This is a genomic window from Streptomyces sp. NPDC056527 (genome assembly GCF_042794475.1).
Lineage (GTDB): Bacteria > Actinomycetota > Actinomycetes > Streptomycetales > Streptomycetaceae > Streptomyces.
The window spans coordinates 96,280-121,440 of sequence record NZ_JBHTTQ010000011.1 but is presented as its reverse complement, the minus strand read 5'-3'; the positions used below and the strand labels follow the sequence as shown (position 1 = coordinate 121,440).

The window sequence follows — 25,161 nt, the reverse complement described above, 5'->3', positions numbered from 1 at the left end:
TTTTGTTCTGAACTAAATAAGGGCCTGACATGGGCACGCCTTGGGCAATTAACCAAGCCGCGCCTTTCATGATCAAGCCCAGAAGACACCCCCACCCCAGCGCCCTCCCACTCCCCACAGCCCCCATCCGGCAACCCACCACACACCGAGGCCGGCCCCCGGAACACCCGTCGGCACTCAACCGCCACTGAGCGCGAGGCGAAGCCGCACACTCCCCCTCGACACAGCGACGGTGGGGGCGTTGTCACCACCCTCCAGCCGGCACGGGCCCGTCGGATGAGTGGTGGGGTTCGTTCTCGGCCGCGTACTGGTCCCCGATGACGAAACTGCTCGCGCAATCGGGGCATTCAGCGCGGCCGAACAGCCAGGTAAGCCCCTCTGCCAACTGAGCAAAGCCGAGGTGACGAGCTGTGGCGTGCATCCAGGCGGCCAAGCCGTCAAGGTCGCTCGGGTCGGCTTGCTTGAGGGGGCGGCGACGGATGTCTCCCTGGTCCCAGTCGCGATACGCCGAGTAGCGCCCGTAGATACCGATCGCGATGGTGACGCTGAGGTGGCAGTGAGGGCACCCGACCCTGTAGAAGCCGTCTTCGAAGTCGTACTCGGCCAGGCTCCACACGCTCGCCCCGGCGAATGCGAGATGAGCGCGGAAGAGGGCCATCGCGGTGGCCGCTGAAAGGTCCTTGTCGTTGAGGCGCCGGGAGACCATCTGCTTCAGTTCGACGATCACCGGTGCCGAGGTCCTGATGAGATCGTCGGCGCCATGGTCCTGGTGGACTCCTGCCATGATCGCTCCGACCAGATTCAACGCCCGGTCCATGGCAGTCGTCTCACCGGCTCGGGCGATGTCTCGCAGATACGCGAGCGCGGCGAAGCTCGCTGCCGAGACGGCAAGCCCCTCGGTGGCCAGCAGGTGCCAGAGTTTCCGCCATGCCTCTGCATCGCTGGACGGCGATCGCAGAACCCGCTCGAGAACCGACGGAACCTCGTCGTACGGCCCGCGCCCGTACCTCGGCAACTGCCAGTCGATCATCCGCCGATTCAAGCACGGGGCCACACGGAGCCGAGCCCGCAGGATCGTGCATCCTGATCGGATGACGCAGCCCGGAGCCGACCATGTGAAGGTGCGCTTCCGCCTTGAGACGGACGGTGATTGGCCACCCGCCTCGGTGGAGAGTCTGTGGGGTCTCGACCGGGGCGACGGCACCGTACAACTCGACAACACGCCGTGGTTCGTACGCGGCGTAGCGTGCGGAGACGTCCTCACCACTCACCCCGACGAGGACGGCGTTCGCTGGGCGGGCCAGGTGGTCTCACCGTCGCAGAACTGCACGATCCGGCTGATCGTGCTGCGCGACGAGGGCTCCGGCGCGGCGCGACAGAGCGTTCTCCATGCCTTCTCGGAACTGGGGGTGGGCGGAGAGGGGATCGAGCGATTCGGCATGGTCGCACTCAATGTCCCACCGGAGGCAGACCTCGCCAAGGTACAGCGGCTCCTCGATCACGGCGTGACCCAGGAGTGGTGGGACATGGAGGAGGGCTGCATCACCGATGCCTGGCGGGCAGCACGGGCGTAGTGAGATGCCCGCGCTGCGGTGACCCGCCGAGAGCGTCGGCCACGTCTCGTCCGGGCAGCAGCAATGCCACCTGCGCTGTATCCGCCGGAGCACCTTCGAGCCCTGCGGTCCTACGTTCGTCGACCGATCAGAACGACGAAAAGCAGCGTCACAGGGGCGGCAGTCCGCTGGACGGTCGCCGGTCAGCAGTCGAATGCGTCGAGGTGTCGACGCAGCAGGTCGCTGATCGCTTCTCGACTCCCTTGGGTCGGCAGCGGCGAGGGGGTGTCCTCCCCGTTCGCCATGGCGAGGCTGCTGGCGAAGCGCACGAGGTCCGGCGCTGGGGCGAAAGAGTCGCGCAACCAGACGGCGAAGGCGCCGGCTTCGTCCGCGGTCACATCGGTGAGGGTGATGTAGGCGTAGTCGGGCTCGGCGATGGCCGCCGTACCGTCCACCCACACGTCCGGCGCCGGCTCGATCTCGAAGTCCAGCACGGTCATCTCGTGGACGCCGGACCGCCGGTACCCGATGGTGGGATCGGGGAACGCCTCCCGCAGCGCCCGCTCCAGGGTCCGCAGCGTGGCGTGCCAGGCTACGCCGTCCCCCTCGGGAGGATAGAAGGCGAAGTTCGTCCGGATGTTTCGTTCCGTGGCCATGGCCTTCCAGTTCTCAGGGGACGCACCGCGTCGAGCCGGGCTGCTTGGAGTTTCGCTGGTGGTGACGGAGCCGGCGGGCGTGCCTGACCCGCATAGGTTTGTCTGTGTGGGTGAATGCGGGTGGAGGTCCGCATGTCTCAGGAACGGCCGCGTCAGGAGCCGACAGGAGCCCCACGGGCACGCTGGAGGGGAAAGCCTGCTGCCCTGGCTATGACCGGGCTGGGCATCGTCGTCACCGCGGCGTTGACCTACTGGGCCACTCAGGGGGTGGAGGAGGCGACGCGAGCCGTCGGGAACACTCTCGGCCTGACCGTACGAACACCGGGCCCCACTGTCCATATCGATGTGGAGCAGGGGTTCGGTAAGCAGGATGGGCACAGCTGCGACGGGAGCGGGTGGGCCTTCCCGTGGGAGCCGGACAGTAAGGCTGCCAACACCCCGCCAGGGCAGGGTGAGAGGCGTGGAGGGAAGACGTGGGACGAAGACCCGGCCGCCTTCGGCGGTGTCCCGGCCGGGCCACTTGCAGTGGTCATCACCGTCAGCGGCAAGTCGGACCAGGCCATTGTGCTCAAGGATCTGACGTTCCACGTCGAGGAGAGGAAGCCACCGCTCGCAGGCATCTTCATCCCCGATCACCAGTGCATGTCGGCGTCCGTCTATCGAAGCGCGGAAGTCGAACTCAACGCCCAGCCGCCGCAGTGGAAGCCGGCCGTGGCCCGCAAGGAAGGGGAGCGGAGCGAGCCGCTGAGGTTTCCCTACACAGTGACGGCTGCCGACCCAGAAGTCCTCGTGGTGACAGTGGACCCGGCCGGCTGCCACTGCACGTGGTGGGCCGAGCTGGCTTGGGTGAGCGGCGCTGAATCGGGCACGTCCCCCATCGAAGAGGACGGCAAGCCGTTCCAGACGACATCGGTCACCGGCCTCCCCACGTTCTCCTGGATCGGTTCGAAGCGTGAGGCCTTCTGAACGGCCCGACCACGCCTTCGCCTTGGGGATGCCCAGCCGAACCCTCCCGGTCGAGGAGCCGGAACGTGATGGTGTCAGGGCCCGGCTTTCGGCAGCACGGAGCGGCACGGGCGCACCTCCTCGGCTACTTTGCGGGGATCGTCCACTCCACGGGCATGTCGGCGCTCTCCGGGGCGTAGACGACGGTCGCGGGCCGATTGTTTCCGGGGACGGGGTACACGACCTTGCCGCGGACGCATCTACCGGGGGCGAGCTTGGTCTCGACGGGGAACTCAGGCTTGGGGAAGTCCTCCCAGGTGCTGCTGGACGGCTCGATGCGGGCACCGTCGGCGTAGGACAGGGTCCAGGGGAAGGTGGTGGCGAGGAAGACACCCTTGGTGCTGCAGACCTTGAGCTCGAGGGCGGCCCAGACGTATCCCGGTTGGCCTGTCTCCTCAGCTGCCGACCCGGCGGACTTGACGCCTTGCTCGTAGCTCAGCGCGGCGCTGGTGCCACTGATGTCGCCGTCGGGGTCGTCCCACTTCAGGGTTGAGCCCAAGACGAGGGTGGTGGTCGAGGCGTTGGTCGGCTCTGCGGCAGCGGTCGTGGTCGCCGTGGTGGGGTTGGTGGTGGTCGGGTTGGCTTTCGGGTCCTCGGTGGTGCTGCCGCAGGCGGTGAGCGCGAGGAGTAGGCACGTCGCGATGGCGGCGGTGGTGGTGCGGTTGTGCATGTTCGTCCCCCCAGGACGTTTCGTGATGAGAGGTGCTCATGATGCGATTCAAGGGGCGGGAAGAGACTGCTGGTGTCGCTGTTCAAGCGGCCTTGCTGGCAAGGTGCCGCTCAAGCTCGTCGAGGTCGATGAGCGCGCGGCCGTGTCATTCGTGTCGGTAGTCGGTGACGTGGCCGCAGTGAAGCCGGCTGCGGATGGCGCCGGGGCGGGTGCCGGTGGCGACGTGGGTGTCGGCGAGTACGGGTCGGCTCATGGGGAGGTGATGCGCCCCGCTCTGCCGCGACGGGGCGCCATGGTGGGCTACTTGCGGCGCTTCAGCGGCTCGCAGCCGGAGATGGACAGCAGGCCGTCCTTTGCCGAGATTGTGATGATGATCCGCTCGTCTTTGTTCGCCGACTTCAGCTGCGGCATGACGGACTTGTCGGTGGGCTTGGTGGACACCATGCACAGCTCGAACACGCCGGCCTCGGCGCCGGGCGTCTGGTAGGTGCCGGCGGGGATGTCCTCGCCGATGATGTAGTCGCCGTCCGGGTAGTCGGCCGGAGCGGCCGGCGCCTTGCTCTTCGGTGCTTCGGCTATCTTCGCCGGCGCTGTGGTCGGCGGAGCCGCGGGCGTCTTGGACGCGGGCGCCTTGACGGCGGGCGCCTGGGTGGTCGCGGTGGCCTTCGGCGCGGCCTTGTCGTCGCTCGTGTCGTCACCGCCCGCGATCGCGCCGAGGATGACGAGGAACGCGAAGATGCCGCCGATGGTGATGCCCGTGATGGCCCACGGGCTCATGTCCTTCTTCGGGGGCGGGGGGCCGTAAGGGCCCGGCATGGTCTGGCCGTTGTACGCCTGGCCGGGCTGCTGAGGGTGTCCCCATGCGGGGGTATGGCCGGGCTGCTGGGGCGGGTACGGCGGCTGCGGGTTGTTCACGGCGGTTCCCTCGCTGGTGATCCTGATGTGGAGGTGGCGTGAACGTATCGTGTACACCGGTCATTTGGAGGGGGATCTCCCAGATCGGGACAGGAAGAGCCCCGCCGGGCCGGGCGCTGTTCCGGCGGGGCGGGGCTGGGTCCTCCGTCCGTGGGTCCGGGGCTGTAGCGGGCCTCGGCGAACGGATGTGATGTGTCCACGGTACGGCGGGGGTCTGACACCGGGCTACGGACGGACGGGGCTACGCCCGAGAGGCGGAGGCTGCCACTCTCGTCGTCGAGTCCGAAGCCGAACTCCTTGCGGCGCCAACCAGCAAAGCGCCCACGAAAGATGTGGCGCAGCGCTTCGCGGTCCTGCTCACTGGTGTCATTCCACCGCAATCAGCGACGCTGGGACCCACGGTTCCACGAGACGGCGTGGCGCGACACCAGCAGTGACCGGTCGTCAGCCGGACGCGTGGGACCTTCCGGCAGGCGCGCCGAGGGTGTGACCTCGCGATTCATGCTCCCTGCAGCCCGATTTCAGCGCCGGAACATGGGGGTGCCCCAGAGTGACGCTCGAGTGCGGAGTTGTGGACCCACCACATCACCGTGGCGACGACGGGATTCCCGGGGGTAGGGGCGGCATGACCGGATCAGGCACGGCTGCATGGCTCGGTGCGAAGCAGGCCACCTATGTGGCCAGACGCCCGCCGTGGACCGGGTACGTACTGGGGGGCATCATCCTCGTCGGCGGAGGCACACCGCTGCTGATCATGATGGTCGTGGCACTCGGCGCTTCGATACCACTGCTGGCCTTCTCACTCATGTACGTGGTGTTCGGATGGATGCTGATCGACAAGATCAAGCTGGCCCGGCGCGGAAAGAACGCGCGGCTCGACCTCTTCCAGCACGGCGCGGTAGTGACCACCCACGACGGAAGAGCCCACACCTTCGACTGGACCTCCGTCCAGGTCCACCAGGACGTGCTCCACTCACGGAAGAACGGCATCACCGAATCCAGCCACGTATACACGCTGATCGGTGAGGACGGCGTGGCGCTCACCATCGGCGACACCCGCAGGACGTCGACCTCGCGCTACGCGGGCATCGTCACCCACGTGCAGGGAGCGGAATTCACCGATCCCAAACAATGGGGACCGGCCATCGTGCAGGCGGTCAGCGAGACCCAACTGCGCCGCGCCCTGGAAGACGTGGCGCGTGGGCAGGAACTCATCTTCAACACGGTCAGGCTGAGTCTGAACGGGGTGGAATTCAAAGGGCAGACCCTCCCGTGGGCCCGCATACGTGAAATGCGGCCTGTCAACGGCCGCCTTCACGTCAAGGAGGACGGCCGGCGACTCCTCGCAATGGACGTCCCGGTGTCATCGATACCGAACTTCCCGGTCTTCTACACCGTGGCCAAGAGGCTGCACGAAGCCACACGACAGTCCTAAGGCCCCGCCTGGGCAAGCGCATTCGCGGCCCTCAGAAACAGGGCGAAGTCCCACTTCCCCCGTGCATCCGCGCATGGTTTAAGTCCGTGTGTGATCACACACCTACCTGGAAGATTCGCGTAGTCATGGTGGACCCTCTGGCCCCTTCGGATCCCCGGCGCATCGGCCCGTACCAGCTCGAAGGGCGACTCGGCGCGGGCGGCATGGGGCAGGTCTTTCTCGGAACATCCGCGGCCGGACGCAGGGTCGCGGTGAAAGTCGTCCGGCCGGAGCTCGCGGCCACCGCTCAGTTCCGAGCACGATTCGCCCGCGAGGTCGAGGCGGCACGGCGGGTGGGCGGATTCCACACCGCCCAGATCGTCGACGCCGATCCTGAGGCCGCATCGCCCTGGCTGGCCGCCGAGTACATCCCTGGCCCTACGCTCCAGCAGGTCATCGCCGCACAAGGCCCGCTCCCTCCCGATGCCGTGCTCCGCCTGGGCGCCGGAATCGCTGAGGGCTTGGCCGCGGTCCACAGCTGCGGTCTTGTGCACCGGGACTTGAAGCCCGGCAACGTCATACTCGCCGCCGACGGCCCGCGCATCATCGACTTCGGGATCGCGCACGCCCCCGACGCCGGGCCGATGACGCACACGGGCACGATCATCGGCACCTACGCCTACATGTCACCCGAGCAGATCCGCGCCCCCGCCCAGGTGACCCCCGCCAGTGACGTCTTCTCCCTGGGCTCGGTGCTCGCCTTCGCGGCCACCGGCCGGGGCCCGTTCGACGCGTCGACCGTCCTGGCGATCATCCACCGGGTCACGAGCGAGGCACCCGTACTCACCGACATCGCCGTGGGCAGCCCGCTGCACGCCCTCGTCTGCCACTGCCTCGCCAAGGATCCCACCGGGCGCCCGCCGACCTCTGAGGTCCTGCGCCGGTTGGCTGTCACAGCCCCCGCCGCACCTCCTGTACCGGCCTTGCCCCCGGCGATACCCCCGCTGCCGGCCACAACTCCCGTCGACAGCAGTCCGATCCGGCGCCGCTCCGTGCTGTTCGGTGGGCTTGCCGCCGCGACGGCCGTGGTCGCCGTGCCCACCGCCTTCGTGCTGTGGCCGAAGGACGCACCACCCGCCGGGCCGAAGGGCAAGCCGAAGGCGAGCAAGAGTCCCGACCGGGACATCACCAGGCCCGTCGGCGAACTCAAGGGCCACGAAGGGAACATCGATAGCCTGGCGGTCAGCCGGGACGGAAGGTTCCTCGCCACGGGCGGCTACGACACGACGCTGAAGCTGTGGGACCTCACTGCGCGCCGCGAGAAGGCCACCTTCGAAGGCCACACCGGTTCCGTCCTGACGGTGGCCTTCAGCGCCGACGGCACCACCCTGTACTCCGGCGCCCTCATGGAGCTGCTCGCCTGGGACGCGAACAGCGGGGCCCCGAAGAAGAAGCTGGCTGCGTACGAGAGTGAGGACGACTTCGTCAGGTGCCTGGCCGTGAGCCCGGACGGCAAGACCCTCGCTGTCGGCGTCGGCGGCCGGATCGAGCTGATGGACCCGGTCACGGGCCGGATCCGCGAGACGCTTGAAGGGAAGGCGGGGAGCATTGCCTTCAGCCCGGACGGCAAGACCCTCGCCGGCGTCGCCGCCGAAGCCGACAAGAGCGGCATCCGATTGTGGAACACCGAGAACGGCCGCTTGCTGAAGACCCTGCGCGGCGGTGAGGACGCGAACTACTCCGAGGTGGCGTTCAGCCCCGACGGTAGGACTCTCATCGCGAGCGGCCTCGGCGTCCAGGTGTGGGACGTGGCCCCCGGAAGACTCACCAGGAAGCTCACCGATCAGCACAAGCACCTCGACAGCGCGGCGTACCGGCCCGCCGACGCCGGGACTTCGGGCAAGGCTATCGTCGTGGGAGGCGGCCGCTTCGTAGAGACCGAGAAGACCGACACCGTCGGCCGCACGGTCAGCGTCTGGGACGCGGACAGCGGAAATCTCGCCACCACCTTGGTCGTCGGCGATCCGAAGACCCCGATGCGGGCCTCCATCGGCCGCCTTGCCTTCACCCCGGACGGCAAGACTCTGGCGGGTGTGTGCACCCCGGCGGCCGGCGAGGACGGGATCGAGCCGTCGATCCAGCTGTGGAAGCTGCCGTGAGCGGCGGTGCCGGAGAGACCACTCAAGCCACCGCCTCACTCTGACCCCTACTGATCTCCTCGCACCGGACGGAACCCATGGACGCACTCAGGCCCGACGATCCGCAGTGGGTCGGCCCCTACCGCTTGGACGGACGGCTCGGGGAGGGAGGTATGGGATCGGTCTTTCTCGGTACTTCGCCCGGCGGCCGAAAGGTCGCAGTCAAGCTGATCAAGCGAGAGCTCTCGGCGACCCCGCAGTTCCGGGAGCGGTTCGCCCGCGAGGTGGACGCGGCGCGGCGGGTGGGCGGCTTTCACACCGCGCAGGTGGTCGACGCTGATCCCGGGGCCGAGTCCCCGTGGCTGGTCACGGCGTTCGTCCCCGGCCCGACGCTGTATGAAGTCGTCGCCAAGGACGGACCGCTGGATGCCATTGCCGTGCGGCGGCTCGGTGCGGGGCTCGCGGAAGGGCTCGCCGCGATCCACAAGTGCGGCCTTGTACATCGGGACTTGAAACCGGGCAACGTGATCATCGCCGACGACGGGCCGCGCGTTATCGACTTCGGTATCGCCCGCGCCGTGGACGCCAGCTCGCTCACCGCGACGGGCACGGTCATCGGCACCTACTCGTACATGTCGCCGGAGCAGATCCGCGCCGACCGGGCGGGGGCGGCGAGCGATGTGTTCTCGCTCGGCTCGGTACTCGCGTTCGCCGCGACCGGGCGCGGGCCGTTCGACGCGCCCACGCTGATCGAGATCGTCCAGCGCATCCTGGACAAGGCGCCCGCGCTCGACGGCATCGGCGACGGTGCGCTGCGGGATCTGCTCGCCGCGTGCCTGGCCAAGGCCCCCGAGGCGCGGCCGGTCGTTGATGAGCTGCCCGGGCGGTTCGCGACACGTGCGGCCGCGGGCGAAGGTGGGGCTGTGGGGCCGCGGCCGGTGGGAGCCGGCCCGGTAGACCCTCGTATCCCCGTGCTTCCCGCGGGTTCACCCGCGGCTGCCGTTTCCTCGCAGATGGCCCAGCTACCGACCGTCACCGCAGCCCCCGGTACTCCGCCACCGGGGCTCGGGCCGGTGAGCACCACCGAAGACGCGAACGGCACGCCGCGTCCGGGCGGGCTGTCGCGGCGCACGCTCCTGTTCGCCGGGCTCGGGACGGCGGCAGCCGCTACGGCGGTCGGGGTGCCGATCCTGCTGCGTGACAACGACAAGGCAGGCGGATCGTCCGACGTCGGCGATAAGCCCGGCCCCGCGCCGGGCACTTCGAAGCCGGACGAAACCGAAGAGGTCATTCTCCTCAAGGGCCTCGAAGACGGGCGGACGCTCGCCTTCAGTAAGGATGGCCAGCAGCTGTACGGTGCCGACAAGGACACCATCTGGCGCTGGAATCCGAGCACCGGGGCAGGCGACTCCGTCCACATCGGCGCCCAAAGGTACCTGCAGGACGTCGTGTTCAGCCGGGATCTCAGCTTCCTGGTCAGAGCGGAGGAGGGCAGGGTCCGCATCTGGGACACGACAACCGCCAAGATCGTGCACACGTTCACGCTGTCCACCGAGAGTGGCACGGGCCAGAAGGGCTGGCCCACAGGCCTGGCGATCAGCGCGGACGGTAAGCGGCTGGCCGCGAGCACCGGGGATAGCCTGCACCTTTGGGAGCTGCCGTCCGGCAAGCACATGGCCGTCTCCTCGAGCGAACCCGGCGGCCCTGTGGCGTTCCGCGGCGACGGTGAGATGCTGGTCAGCGGTTGGAACTCCCTGGAGACCCTGACCCCCGCGGGCAAGTCCACCGGCACGGTCAAGGACAGCAACAACACCGAGGTCGCCGCGTTCAGCCCGGACGGGAGCCTCCTCGCCTTCGGAAAAGGCGACGGCCACATCGTGCTGTGGAACACCGAATCCCGCTCGGAAGTCATCCGGTTCAAAGGCTGGGCCAAGGCCCTCGCGTTCCATCCGGAGGGACGCCTCCTGGTCAGCGGCGCCGGCACGACCGTCCACGTGTGGGACACGGTCGCGGGGAAAGAGGTCGGCAGCTACGAGTGCCCCAACCAGGTCGAGGCGGTGGCCGTCAGCCCGGACGGCAAGACCGTGGCGATCGGCCTCAACATGGCGATCGACTATGAAGCCAAGGACTCGGTCCTGCTCTGGCAGATGCCCTGACGTAGCCGGGGGTCGGACTCAAAGCACCCGCCTCACACCCAACCGAGTGTCACGGAACGTCCGCGTCGAGAGGCGCGAGGCCAGCCGACAGCTCGACGGTCGGCCTCCCCGCCCCTTCGGGGGCCCATCGACCACCCGACTGAGGGCTCCGCCGACGGCCGCCAAACCGCGCATGACGACCCATCAGAAACCGCGCCGCCCGTGCGTCATACGTGCGTCACGCACGTCAAACATGCGTCAAGATATCGCACCCAACGCATGTAACACCCATACCGCACACTCGGAGAAACGCCAGGTCAGGATTCCTTCTTCACCGGCTCCAGAATCGCCACGCACTCCACGTGATGCGTCATCGGGAACAAGTCGAACGCCCGCAGGGTCCGTACCCGGTAGCCGCCCTCCTTGAAGTACGCGATGTCGCGTGCCAGGGCCGCCGGGTCGCAGGCGACGTAGGCGATCCTTCGTGCTCCCAGGGTCGCGAGGTGCTTGACCGTCTGCTTGCCGGCTCCCGCGCGGGGCGGGTCCAGGACGATGAGGTCGACCTCGGTGATCCGGGTGCGCGGGAGGACCTGGTCGACCTTGCCCTGTTCGATGCGGACGCGGTCGTAGGCCTCGAGGTTGTGGCGGGCGTCCTCGACCGCGCGCTTGCCCGACTCGATGCCGAGGACCGCGCCGTTGTCGCCCACGCGGTCGGCGATGGCGCCCGCGAAGAGGCCGACGCCGCAGTAGAGGTCGAGGGCCGTGTCGCCCTTGCGGGGGGTCAGGCCCTGCATGACGGCGAGCATGAGGGTCTGGGCGGCCTTCGGGTGGACCTGCCAGAAGCCGCCGTTGCCGACGCGGTACGTGCGGTCGTCGGCGCGCTCGCGGACGAAGGGGCGGCCGTGGACGCGGTGGACGCCGCCGTCCTTCTCGTCGACGCGGAGGACCGAGACCGGCTTGTCCAGCTCCACCAGGGGAAGGCGCGCGCCGGGGCGCGGGGTCAGGACGACCTGACGGTCACCGGAGCCCGAGGCGGCGATCGCCTCGATCGAGGCCATGCCCTCCCAGGTCCGCTTCTCGATGCCGAGCTCGGAGACGCCCTCGGCCGCGATCATGCAGTGGTCGATCACCTCGACCTCGTGCGAGCGGTGCCTGCGCAGGCCCGCGTGGCCCTCGGTGTCCACGGCGTACTGGACGCGCGTACGCCACTGCGGGACCTCGCCCGCCGGGAGCTTGTCGCCCTCGGCCGGCATGACGGTGCCGTCCCAGCCGGCCTCCTCGGGGGTGAGCCCGGCCAGGCGCTGCAGCTGCTCGGCGATGACCTCGCCCTTGAGGCGGCGCTGGGCGCCCGGCTTGGCGTGCTGCCAGTCGCAGCCGCCGCACTTGCCGGGGCCCGCGAAGGGGCAGGGGGCCTCCACCCGGTCCTTGGAAGCCTCCAGGATCGTGACCGCGTCGGCGCGCAGGAAGCGGGAGGTCTCCTCGCCCTCGGTGACCCGGGCGACGACCCGCTCGCCCGGCAGCGCGTGCCGGACGAAGAGGACGCGGCCGGCCTCCGTACGCGCGATGCAGTGGCCGCCGTGCGCCACCGGGCCGACCTCGACCTCGTACTCTTCCCCGACCAACGAAGAAACAGGTGCGTTCTGCATGACGGGGGAACTCCAGAGAATGAGAGAGGTGGGCCGCCGCAGCGCGGCAGCCCACCAGTCTACGTGTCCGTGGCGACTCGGGACGCCTCAGCTCTTGGCCGCGGGCTCCTTCGAGCGCTTCTCGACCGGGCCACGGCGCACCGAACCCGGCGCGTTCCAGTCCTGACGCTTCCTGGCCCGCTTCTTCGCGGCCTCGGAGGACTGCAGCTGGTACGGGACGGACGTCACCATCACGCCGGGCGTGAAGAGCAGACGGCCCTTGAGCCGCAGCGCGCTCTGGTTGTGCAGCAGGTGCTCGTACCAGTGGCCGACGACGTACTCCGGGATGTAGACGGAGACGGCGTCGCGCGGGCTCTCACGGCGGATGTTCTTCACGTACTCGATCACCGGCCGGGTGATCTCGCGGTACGGCGAGTCGAGGATCTTGAGCGGTACGTTGATCCCGCGCCGCTCCCACTCCTCCTTGAGCGCCCTGGTCTCGGCCGGGTCGACGTTGACGCTCAGCGCCTCCAGCTCGTTCGCGTGCAGCAGCTTGGCGTAGGCGAGCGCCCGCAGCGTCGGCTTGTGCAGCTTGGAGACGAGGACGACGGAACGGACGCGCGAGGGGCGTACGTACTCGTCGGGGCGCTCCTCGGCGGCGGCGATCTCCTCCGCCACGGAGTCGTAGTGCCGGCGGATCGCGGTCATCGTCCCGTAGAAGATCACCATGCCGAGCAGCGCGACCCAGGCGCCGTGCGTGAACTTGGTGGCGAGGACGACGACCAGGACGAGGCCGGTGAAGAAGGCACCGAAGGTGTTGATCGCGCGGGAGCGGATCATGTGGCGGCGCTTGGCCGGGTCCTTCTCGGTCTTCAGGTGCCGGTTCCAGTGCCGGACCATGCCGGTCTGGCTGAGGGTGAAGGAGACGAAGACCCCGACGATGTACAGCTGGATCAGCTTCGTCGAGTCGGCCCCGTAGACCCAGACGAGGAGGGCGGCGGCGCCGGCGAGGAGCACGATGCCGTTGGAGAAGGTGAGGCGATCGCCGCGGGTGTGCAGCTGGCGCGGCAGGTACCGGTCCTGGGCGAGGATCGAGCCGAGGAGCGGGAAGCCGTTGTACGCCGTGTTGGCGGCCAGGAAGAGGACCAGCGCGGTGGCCGCGGCGAGGAGGATGAAGAAGAACGTTCCATCGCCGAACACGGCGGCCGCGACCTGGGAGATGACCGGGTCCTGGACGTAGCTCTCGCCGACGGGCACACCGTTGAGCAGCAGGTCCTGGGCGGGCTTCTCGGCCATCCGTACGTCGGTGGCCAGCGCCAGGAAGATGATGCCGCAGAACATGGTGACGGCCAGCGCGCCCATGAGCGCGAGCGTGGTGGCGGCGTTCTTCGACTTGGGCTTGCGGAAGGCGGGGACGCCGTTGGAGATCGCCTCGACGCCGGTGAGGGCGGCACAGCCGGAGGAGAAGGCGCGCAGCAGCAGGAAGAAGAGCGCGAAGCCGGCCAGGCCCTGGTGCTCGGGCTTGATCTCGAAGTCGGCGGTGGGGGCCCTCATGGTCTCGTCGAGGACGATCCCCTTGTAGGCGCCCCAGGCGATCATGATGAAGACGCCGGCGACGAAGACGTACGTCGGGATGGCGAAGAGGCTGCCCGACTCCTTCACCCCGCGCAGGTTCATCAGTGTCAGCAGAATGATGACGGCGACCGCGCAGAGGACCTTGTTCTCGACGACGAACGGGATGGCCGAGCCGAGGTTCTCGATTCCGGAGGAGATCGAGACGGCGACGGTCAGGACGTAGTCGACGAGCAGGGCGCTGGCGACGGTCAGTCCGGCCTTCGGGCCGAGGTTGGTGTTGGCGACCTCGTAGTCGCCGCCGCCGCTCGGGTAGGCATGGACGTTCTGCCGGTAGGAGGCGACGACCGTGAACATCAGGACGACGACGGCCAGCGCGATCCACGGGCTGAAGTGGTAGGCCGACAGACCCGCGATCGACAGGACGAGCAGCACCTCGCCGGGTGCGTACGCCACCGAGGACAGCGGGTCGGAGGCGAAGACGGGGAGAGCGATGCGCTTCGGGAGAAGGGTCTCCCCGAGCTTGTCGCTGCGCAGAGCCCGTCCGATCAAGATCCGTTTGGGCAGGTCGGTCAGTTTGGACACGGAGAGGATCGTAAGCGTTCGAAAAGGGCCACGCTCACCGCGACCCCCAATCCGCACGGAATCTCCCTGGCCGCCACCTCGGATGCGGTCCCGCTCGGCGTTGCCGCATAAGCTCGGATCGGGCAGCACGGCAGGGCGCTGCCCGCCACGGCCCGGGCCAGTCGGGTGAGGAAAGTTGTGAGCAGGGTGTATTCGCAGGTCGGTAAGACGATCAGGAGTGCGGGGTAAGGGGACGTGCACATCGTCATCATGGGCTGCGGGCGAGTGGGAGCCGCTCTCGCGCAGACCCTGGAGCAGCAGGGGCACACCGTCGCCGTCGTGGACCAGGACCCGACGGCTTTCCGCCGTCTGGGCTCGGGCTTCGGCGGACGCCGTGTCACCGGCGTGGGCTTCGATCAGGACACGCTGCGCGAGGCGGGGATCGAGGAGGCCGGCGCCTTCGCCGCCGTGAGCAGCGGCGACAACTCGAACATCATCGCGGCGCGGGTCGCGCGCGAGATGTTCGGCATCGAGAACGTGGCCGCCCGGATCTACGACCCGAGGCGCGCCGAGGTCTACCAGCGACTCGGCATCCCCACGGTCGCCACGGTCCGTTGGACCGCCGACCAGATGCTGCGGCGGCTGCTGCCGTGCGGCGCGGAGCCGCTGTGGACCGACCCGAGCGGTGGCGTGCAGCTCGCCGAGGTACACACCTCCCCGGCGTGGATCGGCCACAAGATCAGCAGGCTGCAGGACGAGACGGGTGTGCGCGTGGCGTTCCTCACCCGGCTCGGCGAGTCGATCATCCCCACGTCGCAGACCGTGCTGCAGGAGGGCGACCTCGTGCACGTGATGATGCGTACGGACGAGATCGCGAAGGTCGAGGCGGCCTTCGCCGAGGGTCCTGAGGAGGGCGGTCACTGATGCGTGTCGCTATTGCGGGCGCGGGTGCGGTGGGCCGCTCCATCGCGGGCGAGCTGCTGGAGAACGGGCACGAGGTGCTCCTGATCGACAAGGCGCCGACGGCCATCTCGGTGGAGCGGGTGCCGCAGGCGGAGTGGCTGCTCGCCGACGCCTGTGAGATCACCTCGCTCGACGAGGCGGCGCTGCAGCGCTGCAACGTGGTGATCGCGGCCACGGGTGACGACAAGGTGAACCTGGTCGTCTCGCTGCTCGCGAAGACCGAGTACGGCGTGCCGCGCGTGGTCGCCCGGGTGAACAACCCGAAGAACGAGTGGCTCTTCAACGAGTCCTGGGGCGTGGACGTCGCCGTGTCGACGCCGCGTCTGATGTCGGCCCTCGTGGAGGAGGCGGTGAGCGTCGGCGACCTGGTCCGGCTGCTGCGCTTCAGCCACGGCGACGCGAACCTCGTGGAGCTGACGCTCCCGCCGGAGTCCGCGATCGCGGGTACTGCGGTCGGCGATGTGGCCTGGCCGCAGGACACCTCCTTGGTGACGATCATCCGCGGCTCGCGGGTGCTGACCCCGAGCCCCGAGGAGACCCTGGAGGCGGGCGACGAGCTCCTCTTCGTGGCCGCCCAGGCTCGCGAGGAGCAGCTGGAGGACCTGCTGTCGGTCCGCCGCGACACGTCGACGGCGAGCTGATCCGAAGCCGACGCGCTGTTACGAGGAAGGGCCCGGGACCTTGAGAGGTCCCGGGCCCTTCCGTCTGCACCACACGGTCCGTGCGTGACGCGCTCCGAGCGTGACGCGCCCGGTGCTCCGTACGCCGCGCGCTCCGGGCGTTGCGTGCCCCGTGCTCAGCACCGCCACGCGCTCCGCGCTTACGCCTCCGGCTGTCGCGCCGCGGCCGCCTTGCGGGCCTTCTCGGCCTCTTCCTCGGCTTCCATCTCGGCGAAGACGTCGATCGGCGGCGGCGCCTTCGCGAGGAAGACCCACGTCAGATACACCGCGAGCAGGAAGGGCGGGATCTTCAGAGCGACCAGGACCCAGCCGAACTTGGTCGTGTCGGCCCACCAGTACATCGGGAAGAGGATCGCGCACTTGCCGAGCAGGATCAGGCCCCACGCCCAGCTCGCCTTCGTGTACGCCTTCTTGCGGCCGGGGTTGCGGGTCCGCCAGGAGAGGTTCTCCTTGAAGACCGGGCCGAGGATCAGGCCGATCAGCGGGACGCCCGCGAGCGCGGTGACGATGTACGCGAGGGCGAGGCCCAGCGTGTACAGCATGCCCGGCAGATAGAAGTCCTTGGCGTTGCCCGTCATCATCGCGAAGACCACGCCGAACGCCACACCGAAGACACCGCTGAACGCGTGCTTGACGGTGTCACGGCGGACCAGCCGGACGGCGACGAGGACCAGGGAGACCGCGAGTGCCGCGATCGCCGAGACGTGCAGGTCCTTGTTGATCGTGAAGATCGTGACGAAGAGAAGGCCGGGCAGGACCGTCTCGACCATGCCCCGCAGGCCGCCGAAGGCCTCGAACAGCGCGGCCTCGGTGACCTCCTTCGCGGCCTGGGAATCTTGGTGCGCCTGAGTGTCCTGGGCGTCCTGATCCGTCGTCGGCTTGTCGAACGACGTCACCGGCTACTCCTGTCCGAGCGGTCGGAGCTCGTATTTGGGGTTGAAGAGGACCCGCCGGCCGTGGCTCATCGAGATGCGACCGGAGGCGATCAGCTTGCGGCCCGGCTCGATGCCCACGATGGACCGCCGACCCAGCCACACCACGTCCAGCGGGGCCGTGCCGTCGAACAGCTCGGCCTCGAGGGCCGGCACACCGGCCCGAGGACGCAGGGTGACCGTGCGCAAGGTACCAGTCACCTTGACTATCTGGCGGTCGGAGCAGTCGGAGATACGCGTGCAGCCCGACGCCTCGGCGTCCTCCTGGAGCTCGACGGACTCCAGCTCCTCCTGCGAGGTGGACAGCCGGTCGAGCATCCGGCGGAACCGTCCGGCCGGCTTCTCTGTACGCGGTGCAGCACTCATACAGAAAGCGTACCGGCCCCCGCCGACAGCGGAACCGGCCGCAGTTCGCCGCCTCCTCCGACACCCCCACAGCCCGTCTCGGCGCAGATCTCCGCGCCGATCCCTGCGCCGGTCTCGGCCCCCGTCCCGGCGACCTCTCAGCGCTCGAAGCGGTAGCCCATGCCCGGTTCGGTGACGAAGTGCCGAGGGTGCGAGGGATCGGCCTCCAGCTTGCGCCGCAGCTGCGCCATGTACACCCGCAGATAGTTGGTCTCGGTGCCGTACGAGGGGCCCCAGACCTCCTGGAGGAGCTGCTTCTGGCTGACCAGGCGCCCACTGTTGCGGACGAGGACTTCGAGCAGGTGCCACTCGGTGGGCGTGAGGCGGACGTCGCGCCCGTCCCGGTGGACCTTCTTCGCGGCCAGGTCGACCGTGAAGCCCTCGGTCTCGACGACCACGACGCCGTCCTCGCCGCCGCCGCCGACCGGCTCGGCCCGGCGGACCGCGGCGCGCAGCCGGGCCAGGAGCTCGTCCATCCCGAACGGCTTGGTGACGTAGTCGTCGGCGCCCGCGTCCAGCGCCTCGACCTTCTCGTCCGATGTGTGCCGCGCCGAGAGCACCAGGATCGGCACCCGCGTCCAGCCGCGCAGGCCCTTGATGACCTCGACGCCGTCGAGGTCGGGCAGTCCGAGGTCGAGGACGACCACATCGGGGTGGCGCTCGGCGGCCATCCGGAGGGCGGTGGCGCCGTCGGGCGCCGCGTCCACCTCGTACTTCCGCGCCTTGAGGTTGATCACCAGCGCGCGGACGATCTGCGGCTCGTCGTCGACGACGAGAACCCGGGTCATCGAGGGCTTCCTTCTCTCTGTCGGTCTGCTGAGGGTCGTGCTGCTGACGTCCGGATCGCGGCGACGGACCGGACGGTCGGATCCCGCGGGCGGATCCGCCGCCTCAGGAAATCACCCGGGCGGGTACGTCGGCGGGCGGCGGTGACCGTCGTCCTGTCACGGCCCGGAGGGTGAGGGTCATCGTGAGTCCGCCGCCGGGCGTGTCCTCGGCGGTGATGGTGCCGCCCATCGCCTCCACGAAGCCGCGGGCGACCGCGAGCCCGAGGCCGACCCCGGAGCCGCGCGGGGCGTCGCCGAAGCGCTGGAACGGCTCGAAGATGCCGTCCTTGCTCTCGTCGGGCACCCCGGGCCCCCGATCCACGACCCGCAGTTCGACCCGCTCGCCCAGGGCGCTGGCGGAGACGGCCACGGGGACGCCGGGCGGGCTGTACTTCACGGCGTTCTCGACGATGTTGGCGACGGCCCGCTCCAGGAGCCCCTTGTCGACCTCGACCATGGGGAGGGTCTCGGGGATGTCCAGCTCGGCGCTGCCGTCGGGAACCCCGCCGAGCGCCATGGGGACGACCTCGTCGAGGTCGATGTCGCGGATCAGCGGGGCGACGGTGCCGGTCTGGAGCCGGGACATGTCGAGGAGGTTGCCCACCAGGTGGTCGAGCCGGTCGGCGCCGTCCTCGATGCCCTCCAGGAGTTCGGCGCGGTCCTGCTCGGACCATTCGACGTCGTCGGAGCGCAGGGAGGAGACGGCCGCCTTGATTCCGGCGAGCGGGGTACGGAGGTCATGACTGACGGCCGCGAGCAGGGACGTACGGATCTTGTTGCCTTCTGCCAGCTTGCGGGCCTCCTCGGCCTCGCCGATGAGCCGCTGCCGGTCCAGCACCACCGCGGCCTGCGCCGCGAACGCGCCCAGCACCCGCCGGTCCTCCGCCGGCAGCACCCGACCGGTCAGCGCGAGGGCCAGATGCTCGCCGACGGGCATGTCCACGTCCGCGTCCTCGGGTCGGGCCACGGGGTGCGCGCCCACGCTCGCCGCGCAGGTCCAGGGCTCTACGTCGCTCTGCCGTTCCAGCAGGGCGACGGACTCCATGGCGAAGGTCTCCCTGACCCGTTCCAGCAGGGACTCCAGGCTCGTCTCGCCGCGCAGCACGCTGCCCGCGAGGAAGGAGAGCGTCTCGGCCTCGGCCCGCAGCCGGGCCGCCTGATGGGTGCGGCGGGCCGCCAGGTCGACGACCGAGGCCACCGACATGGCGACGCCGAAGAAGACGGCGATCGCGACGATGTTCTTGGGGTCGGCGATGGTCACCTGGTGCAGGGGCGGCGTGAAGAACCAGTTCAACAGGAACGAGCCGAACGCGGCCGAGGCCAGCGCCGGCATGAGTCCGCCCAGCAGCGCCGAGGCCACGGTCAGCGCCAGGAACAGCAGCATGTCGTTGGCGAGGCCCAGGTCGGCGTCGACATGGGTGAGCAGCAGGGCCAGCAGTCCGGGTCCCGCGATGCCGACGATCCAGCCCCAGATGATCCGGGAGCGGCCGAGGCGGGCGCCGCGGGCGACGGGCAGTCCGCGGCCCTTGGCGACCTCCTCGTGGGTGACGATGTGGACGTCGAGGTCAGGTCCCGACTCACGGGCGACGGTCTGGCCGACGCCGGGTCCGAGCATGTATTGCCAGGTCTTGCGGCGGCTGGAGCCGAGGACGATCTGGGTGGCGTTGACACCCCGGGCGAATTCGAGGAGGCCCGAGGGGATGTCGTCGCCTATGACGTGGTGGAACGTTCCGCCGAGGTCCTCGACCAGGGTCCGCTGGAGGGCGAGTTCCTTGGGCGAGGCGGCTGTGAGGCCGTCGCTGCGGGCGATGTAGACGGCGAGGACCTCACCGCCCGCGCCCTTCTCGGCCAGCCGGGAGGCGCGCCGGATGAGGGTGCGGCCTTCGGGTCCGCCGGTGAGTCCGACGACGATCCGCTCGCGGGCCTGCCAGGTGGAGCGGATGTTGTGCTCGCCCCGGTACTGCTGGAGGTATTCGTCGACCCGGTCGGCGGTCCACAGCAGCGCGAGCTCGCGGAGCGCGGTCAGATTGCCGGGGCGGAAGTAGTTGGCGAGGGACGCGTCGATCCTGTCCGGCTTGTATATGTTTCCGTGGGCCATGCGGCGGCGCAGGGCCTGCGGCGACATGTCGACGAGCTCGATCTGGTCGGCGCGACGGACGACCTCGTCCGGGACGGTCTCCTGCTGCCGCACGCCGGTGATCGACTCGACGACGTCGCCCAGGGATTCGAGGTGCTGGATGTTGACCGTCGATATGACGTCCACCCCGGCGGCGAGCAGTTCCTCGATGTCCTGCCAGCGCTTGCCGTTGCGGGAGCCGGGGACGTTGGTGTGGGCGAGTTCGTCGACGAGCGCGACGGCCGGCTTCCTGGCCAGGACCGCGTCCACGTCCATCTCGGTGAAGGTCGCGTCGCGGTATTGGAGCGTGCGGCGCGGCACCTGTTCCAGGCCGTGCAGCATGACCTCCGTACGCGGACGGTCGTGGTGCTCGACGAAGGCGACGACGCAGTCCGTACCGCGCTCCACGCGCCGGTGCCCCTCGGAGAGCATCGCGTACGTCTTGCCGACGCCCGGTGCCGCACCCAGGTAGATCCGTAGCTTGCCGCGTCCCATGGCATGACCTTACGTCCAGCGAAACGGACATTCTGCACGAGGGGCAAGGCCCGGGGGCCGTATTGACGGGATCCTGATGTGGCCTTCTGTCCGTCCTGCGGGCGGATCGGACATCGGATATCGGATCCGAAATCCAATGTCCGATATCCGATATCCGGAACCCTCAGTGCTCGATGATCTCGCCGTCGCTCAGTTCGAGCACGCGGTCAGCGAGCCCCAGAAGCTGGGTGTCGTGCGTGGCCACCAGCGCCGTGACGCCCTCGCTGCGAACCACCGCGCGCAGGAGCTCCATCACCGCGAGCCCGGTCTCGGCGTCGAGCTGGCCCGTCGGCTCGTCGGCGATCAGCAGGGCCGGCCTGTTGGCGAGGGCGCGGGCGATGGCGACGCGCTGCTGCTGACCGCCGGAGAGTTCGCCGGGGCGCTGGGCCGCGTGGTCGGCGAGGCCGACCAGGGCGAGGAGGAGGGCGATCCGCTCCTCGCGCTCCTTCGGGTCCGCCCTGCGCAGCCGGAGGGGTACGCCGACGTTCTCGGCGGCGGTGAGGATCGGGATCAGCCCGAAGGACTGGAAGATGAAGCCGATACGGTCCCGGCGCAGCTCCAGGAGCCCGTCCTCCCCGAGCTCCGCGAGGTCCGTGCCGCCGATGGTGATCCGGCCGCCGTCGGGGCTGTCGAGGCCGCCGACCAGGTTGAGCAGCGTGGTCTTGCCGGATCCGGAGCGGCCCTTGAGCGCGACGAGCTCGCCGCGTGGGATGTCGAAGGAGACCCCGCGCAGGGCATGCACGGCGGCCGCGCCCGTACCGTACGAGCGGTGCAGGTTCTCGACCCGGACCATGGGTCCGCCGGACGGGTCCTCGGCCACCGCCGTGCCGGACCGCGCGCTGCTGTCACTCATCCCCGCACTCCCCCTCGTCGAACGTGTGCGCCCGTCAGTATGTGCCGCCGAGGGGCCGCCGGGCCAGGGGCCGGGACCCGCGGGTGGGCCCCTTCCGGGACGAGGTGTTCGGATGGCGCCCCACCGGCCTTACGGAATCAGAGGTTCAGCGGACCTCGGTGATCTCCGGTCCGCGCTGGAGCTGGCCCATGCCGCCGGAGAAGCGCGAGCCCTCCTGCTCCTCCTGCTGGACGCCCTCGGGCACCATCTGCGCGTCGTTCGGGAGCTTGAGGACGATCGGGTCGCGCGGAGCCATCGGGCCCTCGCCCCGGACCACGACCGTGTCCCGCACGATCTGCTCCAGCAGACCGGCGGCCTCCGGCTGCACCGCGCCCTGCCCGGAGATCACTCCGCGCAGGAACCAGCGGGGTCCGTCGACACCCACGAAACGCACCAGCTGCACACCGCCGGTGCCGTCGGGCAGCTGCACCGGGACCTGGGCCCGCAGCTCCCAGCCCAGCGGGCCCTCGACCTCGTCGATGACACCGCCCTGCTGGGTGATGCCGGAGGCGATCTCCTCGCGGACCTCGCCCCAGATGCCTTCCTTCTTCGGTGCGGCGAAGGCCTGCAGCTGCACGGCGCTGTCGCGCAGGACGACGGTCGCCGCGACGATCGCGTCGCCCGCCACCTCGACCCGAAGCTCCATGCCCTCGACACCGGGCACGAAGATGCCGCCCAGGTCCACCCGCCCGTCCTCGGGCTTGGAGACCTCGGAGATGTCCCACGGCCCGTCGGGGCGGGGGGCCGGCGGAAGGTTCACCCGACGCGGGGCGTCCTTACCGTCGGTGCCGACCTCGTCGACGACCTGCTCGGCCTCGCCCGCTGCGTCCTCAGCGGCACCGCTCTTCTTGCGACGTCCGAACACGTCACTGTCCTTCCCGGTCGGATACGACCGAAGCGTATCGATTCCCACCCGTTGTGCCGTCCACGGCGGCATGACCGCCGGTGGACCCGAAGCCCCCCTCGGCCCGCGCCGAGCCGGGAAGCTCCGCCACCTCGTGGAAGCGCACCTTCTCGACCTGCTGGACGACCAGTTGGGCAATCCGGTCGAACCGTTCGAACCGCACGCTTTCGCGCGGGTCGAGATTGACCACGATCACCTTGATCTCTCCACGGTACCCGGCATCCACCGTCCCCGGGGCATTCACGAGGGCGACTCCGCACCTGGCAGCGAGCCCGGAGCGCGGGTGGACGAAGGCTGCGTAGCCGTCGGGCAGGGCGATGGAGACCCCGGTGGGCAGCACGGCCCGCTCCCCGGGGGCCAGGACGGCCGCCTCGGTGGTCACGAGATCGACTCCGGCGTCGCCGGGGTGGCCGTAGGCCGGGATCGGTACGTCCGGGTCCAGGCGCCGGATCAGGACGTCGACAGGGTTGCGCATCAGGGGTTCACCTCGAAGGCGCGGGCGCGCCGGACCTGGTCGGGGTCGGACATGGCTGCCTGGATCTCCTCCGGGCGGCCGTTGTCGATGAAGTGGTCGACCTTGACCTCGATGAAGAGGGCGTCGGCGCGGACCGCGACGGGGCCCTCGGGCCCGCCGATCCGGCCGGTGGCGGTCGAGTAGATCTTGCGCCCGTGCACGGCGGTGACCGCGGCCTCCAGGTGCAGGACGGTGCCGACCGGAACGGGCCGCGCGAAGTCGGTCTCCAGCCGGCCGGTGACGGCGATGACCCGCAGCAGCCAGTTCAGGGAGCCGAGGGTCTCGTCGAGCGCCGTGGCGAGGACGCCGCCGTGCGCGAGCCCGGGGGCTCCCTGGTGGTCGGGGGTCACCGTGAACTCGGCGGTGACGGTCACGCCCTCGCCGGCCCGGGCCTCCAGGTGGAGACCGTGGGGCTGGCCGCCGCCGCACCCGAAGCAGTACTCGTAGTGCGCACCGAGCAGCTCGCCGGGGGCGGGCGCGTCGGGGTGGCGTACCGGCGGTATGGCGTCGGCCGGCGGGGTGAGGGCGGCAGATGTTGCAGTCACAGCCGCAGACCTTACCCGCGAGGCCGGGCGCAGGTCGCGCCGTGCCAAGCTTGGAGGTATGCAGCCTTCCGTACCGTCTTCCGCGCCGCGCTTCGACGAACGTCTGACCGCCCCCCGCTCCTGGTGGGTGATCACGGTCCTGCTGGGCCTGTCCGGCGGTCTGGTGATGTTCCCGCTGGGTACGGTGCCGACGCTGGTCGGACTGATCGCCGCGACGGCGCTGGCGGCGGTCGTGGTCTCCTCGTACGGCTCGGCCCGGATCCGGGTGGTGGCCGGTTCGCTGGTGGCGGGCGACGCGCGGATCCCGGTCTCGGCGCTGGGCGCGCCGGAGGTACTGGACGCGGAGGAGGCGCGCGCCTGGCGCACGTTCAAGGCCGACCCGCGCGCCTTCATGCTGCTGCGCAGCTATGTCCCGCGGGCGGTCCGGATCGAGGTGACCGATCCGACGGACCCGACGCCTTACGTCTATCTGTCCAGCCGTGACCCGGAGGGCCTCGTCGCGGCCCTGGAGGCCGCACGCGCGGAGAACCCCGGCGCCGAGGCCGGGACCGGCGAGGCGCTGACCGCCGAGGTCCGGACCGGCGAGGTCTAGAAGCCGATCTCCTTGGGGTTCTCGGGCTGCTCCAGCGGGGGCAGCCCCTCCAGGTCGCCCCAGGGCACCTGGCGCCTCCGCAGGTCCTTGCGGACGTGCTGGGCGAGCTTCTTGGTGTCTCGGCGGTTCATCACGGCGCCCACGGCGGCACCGACCATGAACGGCATCAAGTTCGGCAGGTTGCGCACCATGCGCTTCATGATCTGCTGGCGCAGCTCTCGCTTGAGCTGCCCGCCGAGCGCCGCGTTGACGGTGGTCGGCTTGGTGGGGTCGATGCCCCGTTCCTCCGTCCAGGAGGTCAGATACGCGGTCGATCGCTGGGTGAGCGTGCCGGGCGGCCGCAGGCCGTACACCTCGTGCAGCTCGGCGATGAGCTTGAGCTCGATCGCGGCGACTCCGGTGATCTCCGCCGCGAGCTCGGCCGGCATCGCGGGGGGTACGGGCATCATCGCGGCGGCGCCGATGCCCGCGCCGACGGTCGAGCTGGCGTTGGCGGCGCCCGCGACGAGTCTGTCGGCGATCTGCTCGGGTCCCATGCCCGGAAAGTGCCTGCGCAGGGTCGCCAGGTCCCGGACGGGAACGCGCGGGGCGATCTCGATGATCCGGTCGGCGAGGTAGCCGATCCCGGCCTTGGCGCTCTCGCCGCCACGCTTCACGCCGCGTTTGACGGCGTCGATCCGCGCGCGGTCGAGTTTCATACGGTCCAGCTGTGCGCGTGCCGGATCGGCGACGCGTTTGACGGCGTCGAGCCGGCGCCCGCCGTGCGAGGCCTTCCGATCCACCGGCTCGGGCGTTCCGCCCGACTCGGTCGTGCCGACTGCCTCGAGCGAGGCCGAGGGGCCCCGCTCGTCGTCACGTGCGCCGAGGGAGGGCAGGAGGGTGCTCTGCTCGGCTTCGGATGCCTCCTGAGCACCCTCCGCCGGGTCCGAGCCGCCCTGATACGCCTCCGGCCTCCCAGGAAGCCGGAAGCGTCGCTTCCGAGACGGTGAGTCGCCTGCCACGGCAGAGCG

Annotated in this window: 23 protein-coding genes; 8 read left to right on the top strand and 15 right to left on the bottom strand. The window is 69.7% G+C overall.

Features of this window, described 5'->3' with window-relative positions; genetic code table 11:
* Positions 1-244: 244 nt before the first annotated feature.
* Entirely contained in the window at positions 245-1,030 is a 786-nt protein-coding gene (locus ACFQ7Q_RS09245; protein WP_383551631.1) for a hypothetical protein, read from the bottom strand.
* A 61-nt stretch (positions 1,031-1,091) separates the two neighbouring features.
* Between ACFQ7Q_RS09245 and ACFQ7Q_RS09240 the strand changes: the two genes are divergently transcribed.
* Positions 1,092-1,574 carry a DUF4265 domain-containing protein gene (locus ACFQ7Q_RS09240; protein WP_383551629.1) on the top strand — a complete coding sequence of 161 codons (483 nt, stop codon included), beginning with the start codon at positions 1,092-1,094 and terminating at the stop codon, positions 1,572-1,574.
* A 182-nt stretch (positions 1,575-1,756) separates the two neighbouring features.
* On the opposite strand, the gene ACFQ7Q_RS09235 is transcribed toward ACFQ7Q_RS09240, so the two are convergent.
* The gene (locus ACFQ7Q_RS09235) at positions 1,757-2,209 is read right to left on the bottom strand and encodes a hypothetical protein (protein ID WP_383551627.1); all 453 of its coding nucleotides are present in this window, start codon (positions 2,207-2,209) and stop codon (positions 1,757-1,759) included.
* A gap of 132 nt (positions 2,210-2,341) precedes the next feature.
* Between ACFQ7Q_RS09235 and ACFQ7Q_RS09230 the strand changes: the two genes are divergently transcribed.
* Entirely contained in the window at positions 2,342-3,175 is an 834-nt protein-coding gene (locus tag ACFQ7Q_RS09230; protein WP_383551626.1) for a hypothetical protein, read from the top strand.
* Positions 3,176-3,299: 124 nt separating this feature from the next.
* Here ACFQ7Q_RS09230 and ACFQ7Q_RS09225 read toward each other — a convergent pair whose 3' ends face one another.
* A complete protein-coding gene (locus ACFQ7Q_RS09225) occupies positions 3,300-3,884 on the bottom strand; it encodes a hypothetical protein (RefSeq protein WP_383551624.1) in 585 nt (194 codons plus the stop codon).
* Between the two features lie 300 nt (positions 3,885-4,184).
* A complete protein-coding gene (locus ACFQ7Q_RS09220; protein WP_383551622.1) occupies positions 4,185-4,856 on the bottom strand; it encodes a hypothetical protein in 672 nt (223 codons plus the stop codon).
* A gap of 568 nt (positions 4,857-5,424) precedes the next feature.
* Here ACFQ7Q_RS09220 and ACFQ7Q_RS09215 point away from each other — a divergent pair.
* The 3 genes from ACFQ7Q_RS09215 (at position 5,425) to ACFQ7Q_RS09205 (ending at position 10,507) form a co-directional block, all read left to right on the top strand.
* Positions 5,425-6,234, top strand: a complete 810-nt coding sequence (locus ACFQ7Q_RS09215; RefSeq protein ID WP_383551620.1) for a DUF6585 family protein — start codon at positions 5,425-5,427, stop codon at positions 6,232-6,234.
* Positions 6,235-6,359: 125 nt separating this feature from the next.
* The gene (locus ACFQ7Q_RS09210; protein WP_383551618.1) at positions 6,360-8,372 is read left to right on the top strand and encodes a WD40 repeat domain-containing serine/threonine protein kinase; all 2,013 of its coding nucleotides are present in this window, start codon (positions 6,360-6,362) and stop codon (positions 8,370-8,372) included.
* 77 nt (positions 8,373-8,449) lie between these two features.
* On the top strand, positions 8,450-10,507 hold the full coding sequence (locus ACFQ7Q_RS09205; RefSeq protein ID WP_383551616.1) for a WD40 repeat domain-containing serine/threonine protein kinase: 2,058 nt from the start codon (positions 8,450-8,452) through the stop codon (positions 10,505-10,507).
* 296 nt (positions 10,508-10,803) lie between these two features.
* Here the strand turns inward: ACFQ7Q_RS09205 and ACFQ7Q_RS09200 are convergent, their stop codons facing one another.
* Positions 10,804-12,132: a class I SAM-dependent RNA methyltransferase gene (locus ACFQ7Q_RS09200; RefSeq protein WP_383551614.1), complete on the bottom strand. Its 1,329-nt coding sequence runs from the start codon at positions 12,130-12,132 to the stop codon at positions 10,804-10,806.
* Between the two features lie 87 nt (positions 12,133-12,219).
* Complete coding sequence (locus tag ACFQ7Q_RS09195; protein WP_383551612.1) at positions 12,220-14,268, bottom strand: APC family permease; 2,049 nt, start codon at positions 14,266-14,268, stop codon at positions 12,220-12,222.
* A gap of 234 nt (positions 14,269-14,502) precedes the next feature.
* On the opposite strand from ACFQ7Q_RS09195, the gene ACFQ7Q_RS09190 reads away from it, so the two are divergent.
* The gene (locus ACFQ7Q_RS09190) at positions 14,503-15,171 is read left to right on the top strand and encodes a potassium channel family protein (protein WP_383551610.1); all 669 of its coding nucleotides are present in this window, start codon (positions 14,503-14,505) and stop codon (positions 15,169-15,171) included.
* Entirely contained in the window at positions 15,171-15,851 is a 681-nt protein-coding gene (locus tag ACFQ7Q_RS09185; protein ID WP_383551608.1) for a potassium channel family protein, read from the top strand. Before ACFQ7Q_RS09190 ends, ACFQ7Q_RS09185 begins: the two co-directional genes overlap by 1 nt.
* Before the next feature lie 179 nt (positions 15,852-16,030).
* On the opposite strand, the gene ACFQ7Q_RS09180 is transcribed toward ACFQ7Q_RS09185, so the two are convergent.
* The 8 genes from ACFQ7Q_RS09180 to ACFQ7Q_RS09145 all read right to left on the bottom strand — a co-directional run bounded on the left by ACFQ7Q_RS09180 (position 16,031) and on the right by ACFQ7Q_RS09145 (position 23,559).
* Positions 16,031-16,786, bottom strand: a complete 756-nt coding sequence (locus ACFQ7Q_RS09180; protein WP_383551606.1) for a DUF3159 domain-containing protein — start codon at positions 16,784-16,786, stop codon at positions 16,031-16,033.
* 3 nt (positions 16,787-16,789) lie between these two features.
* Complete coding sequence (locus ACFQ7Q_RS09175) at positions 16,790-17,188, bottom strand: OB-fold nucleic acid binding domain-containing protein (RefSeq protein WP_361441847.1); 399 nt, start codon at positions 17,186-17,188, stop codon at positions 16,790-16,792.
* 137 nt (positions 17,189-17,325) lie between these two features.
* Complete coding sequence (locus ACFQ7Q_RS09170; RefSeq protein WP_383551604.1) at positions 17,326-18,015, bottom strand: response regulator; 690 nt, start codon at positions 18,013-18,015, stop codon at positions 17,326-17,328.
* A 103-nt stretch (positions 18,016-18,118) separates the two neighbouring features.
* Positions 18,119-20,665 (bottom strand): ATP-binding protein, encoded by a 2,547-nt coding sequence (locus ACFQ7Q_RS09165; RefSeq protein WP_383551602.1) that lies wholly within the window; start codon positions 20,663-20,665, stop codon positions 18,119-18,121.
* Between the two features lie 163 nt (positions 20,666-20,828).
* Positions 20,829-21,557: an ABC transporter ATP-binding protein gene (locus ACFQ7Q_RS09160; protein ID WP_383551600.1), complete on the bottom strand. Its 729-nt coding sequence runs from the start codon at positions 21,555-21,557 to the stop codon at positions 20,829-20,831.
* 145 nt (positions 21,558-21,702) lie between these two features.
* On the bottom strand, positions 21,703-22,461 hold the full coding sequence (locus ACFQ7Q_RS09155) for a DUF3710 domain-containing protein (protein ID WP_329114961.1): 759 nt from the start codon (positions 22,459-22,461) through the stop codon (positions 21,703-21,705).
* 1 nt (position 22,462) lies between these two features.
* On the bottom strand, positions 22,463-22,975 hold the full coding sequence (gene dut / locus ACFQ7Q_RS09150; protein WP_383551597.1) for a dUTP diphosphatase: 513 nt from the start codon (positions 22,973-22,975) through the stop codon (positions 22,463-22,465).
* Positions 22,975-23,559 (bottom strand): PaaI family thioesterase, encoded by a 585-nt coding sequence (locus ACFQ7Q_RS09145; RefSeq protein ID WP_383551595.1) that lies wholly within the window; start codon positions 23,557-23,559, stop codon positions 22,975-22,977. The genes dut and ACFQ7Q_RS09145 overlap by 1 nt, the downstream gene beginning before the upstream one ends.
* Positions 23,560-23,617: 58 nt before the next feature.
* Between ACFQ7Q_RS09145 and ACFQ7Q_RS09140 the strand changes: the two genes are divergently transcribed.
* Positions 23,618-24,151 carry a DUF3093 domain-containing protein gene (locus tag ACFQ7Q_RS09140; RefSeq protein WP_383551593.1) on the top strand — a complete coding sequence of 178 codons (534 nt, stop codon included), beginning with the start codon at positions 23,618-23,620 and terminating at the stop codon, positions 24,149-24,151.
* Here ACFQ7Q_RS09140 and ACFQ7Q_RS09135 read toward each other — a convergent pair.
* Positions 24,148-25,152 carry a hypothetical protein gene (locus ACFQ7Q_RS09135; protein ID WP_383551591.1) on the bottom strand — a complete coding sequence of 335 codons (1,005 nt, stop codon included), beginning with the start codon at positions 25,150-25,152 and terminating at the stop codon, positions 24,148-24,150. The two genes, ACFQ7Q_RS09140 and ACFQ7Q_RS09135, sit on opposite strands and share 4 nt — an antisense overlap.
* Between the last annotated feature and the right edge of the window lie 9 nt (positions 25,153-25,161).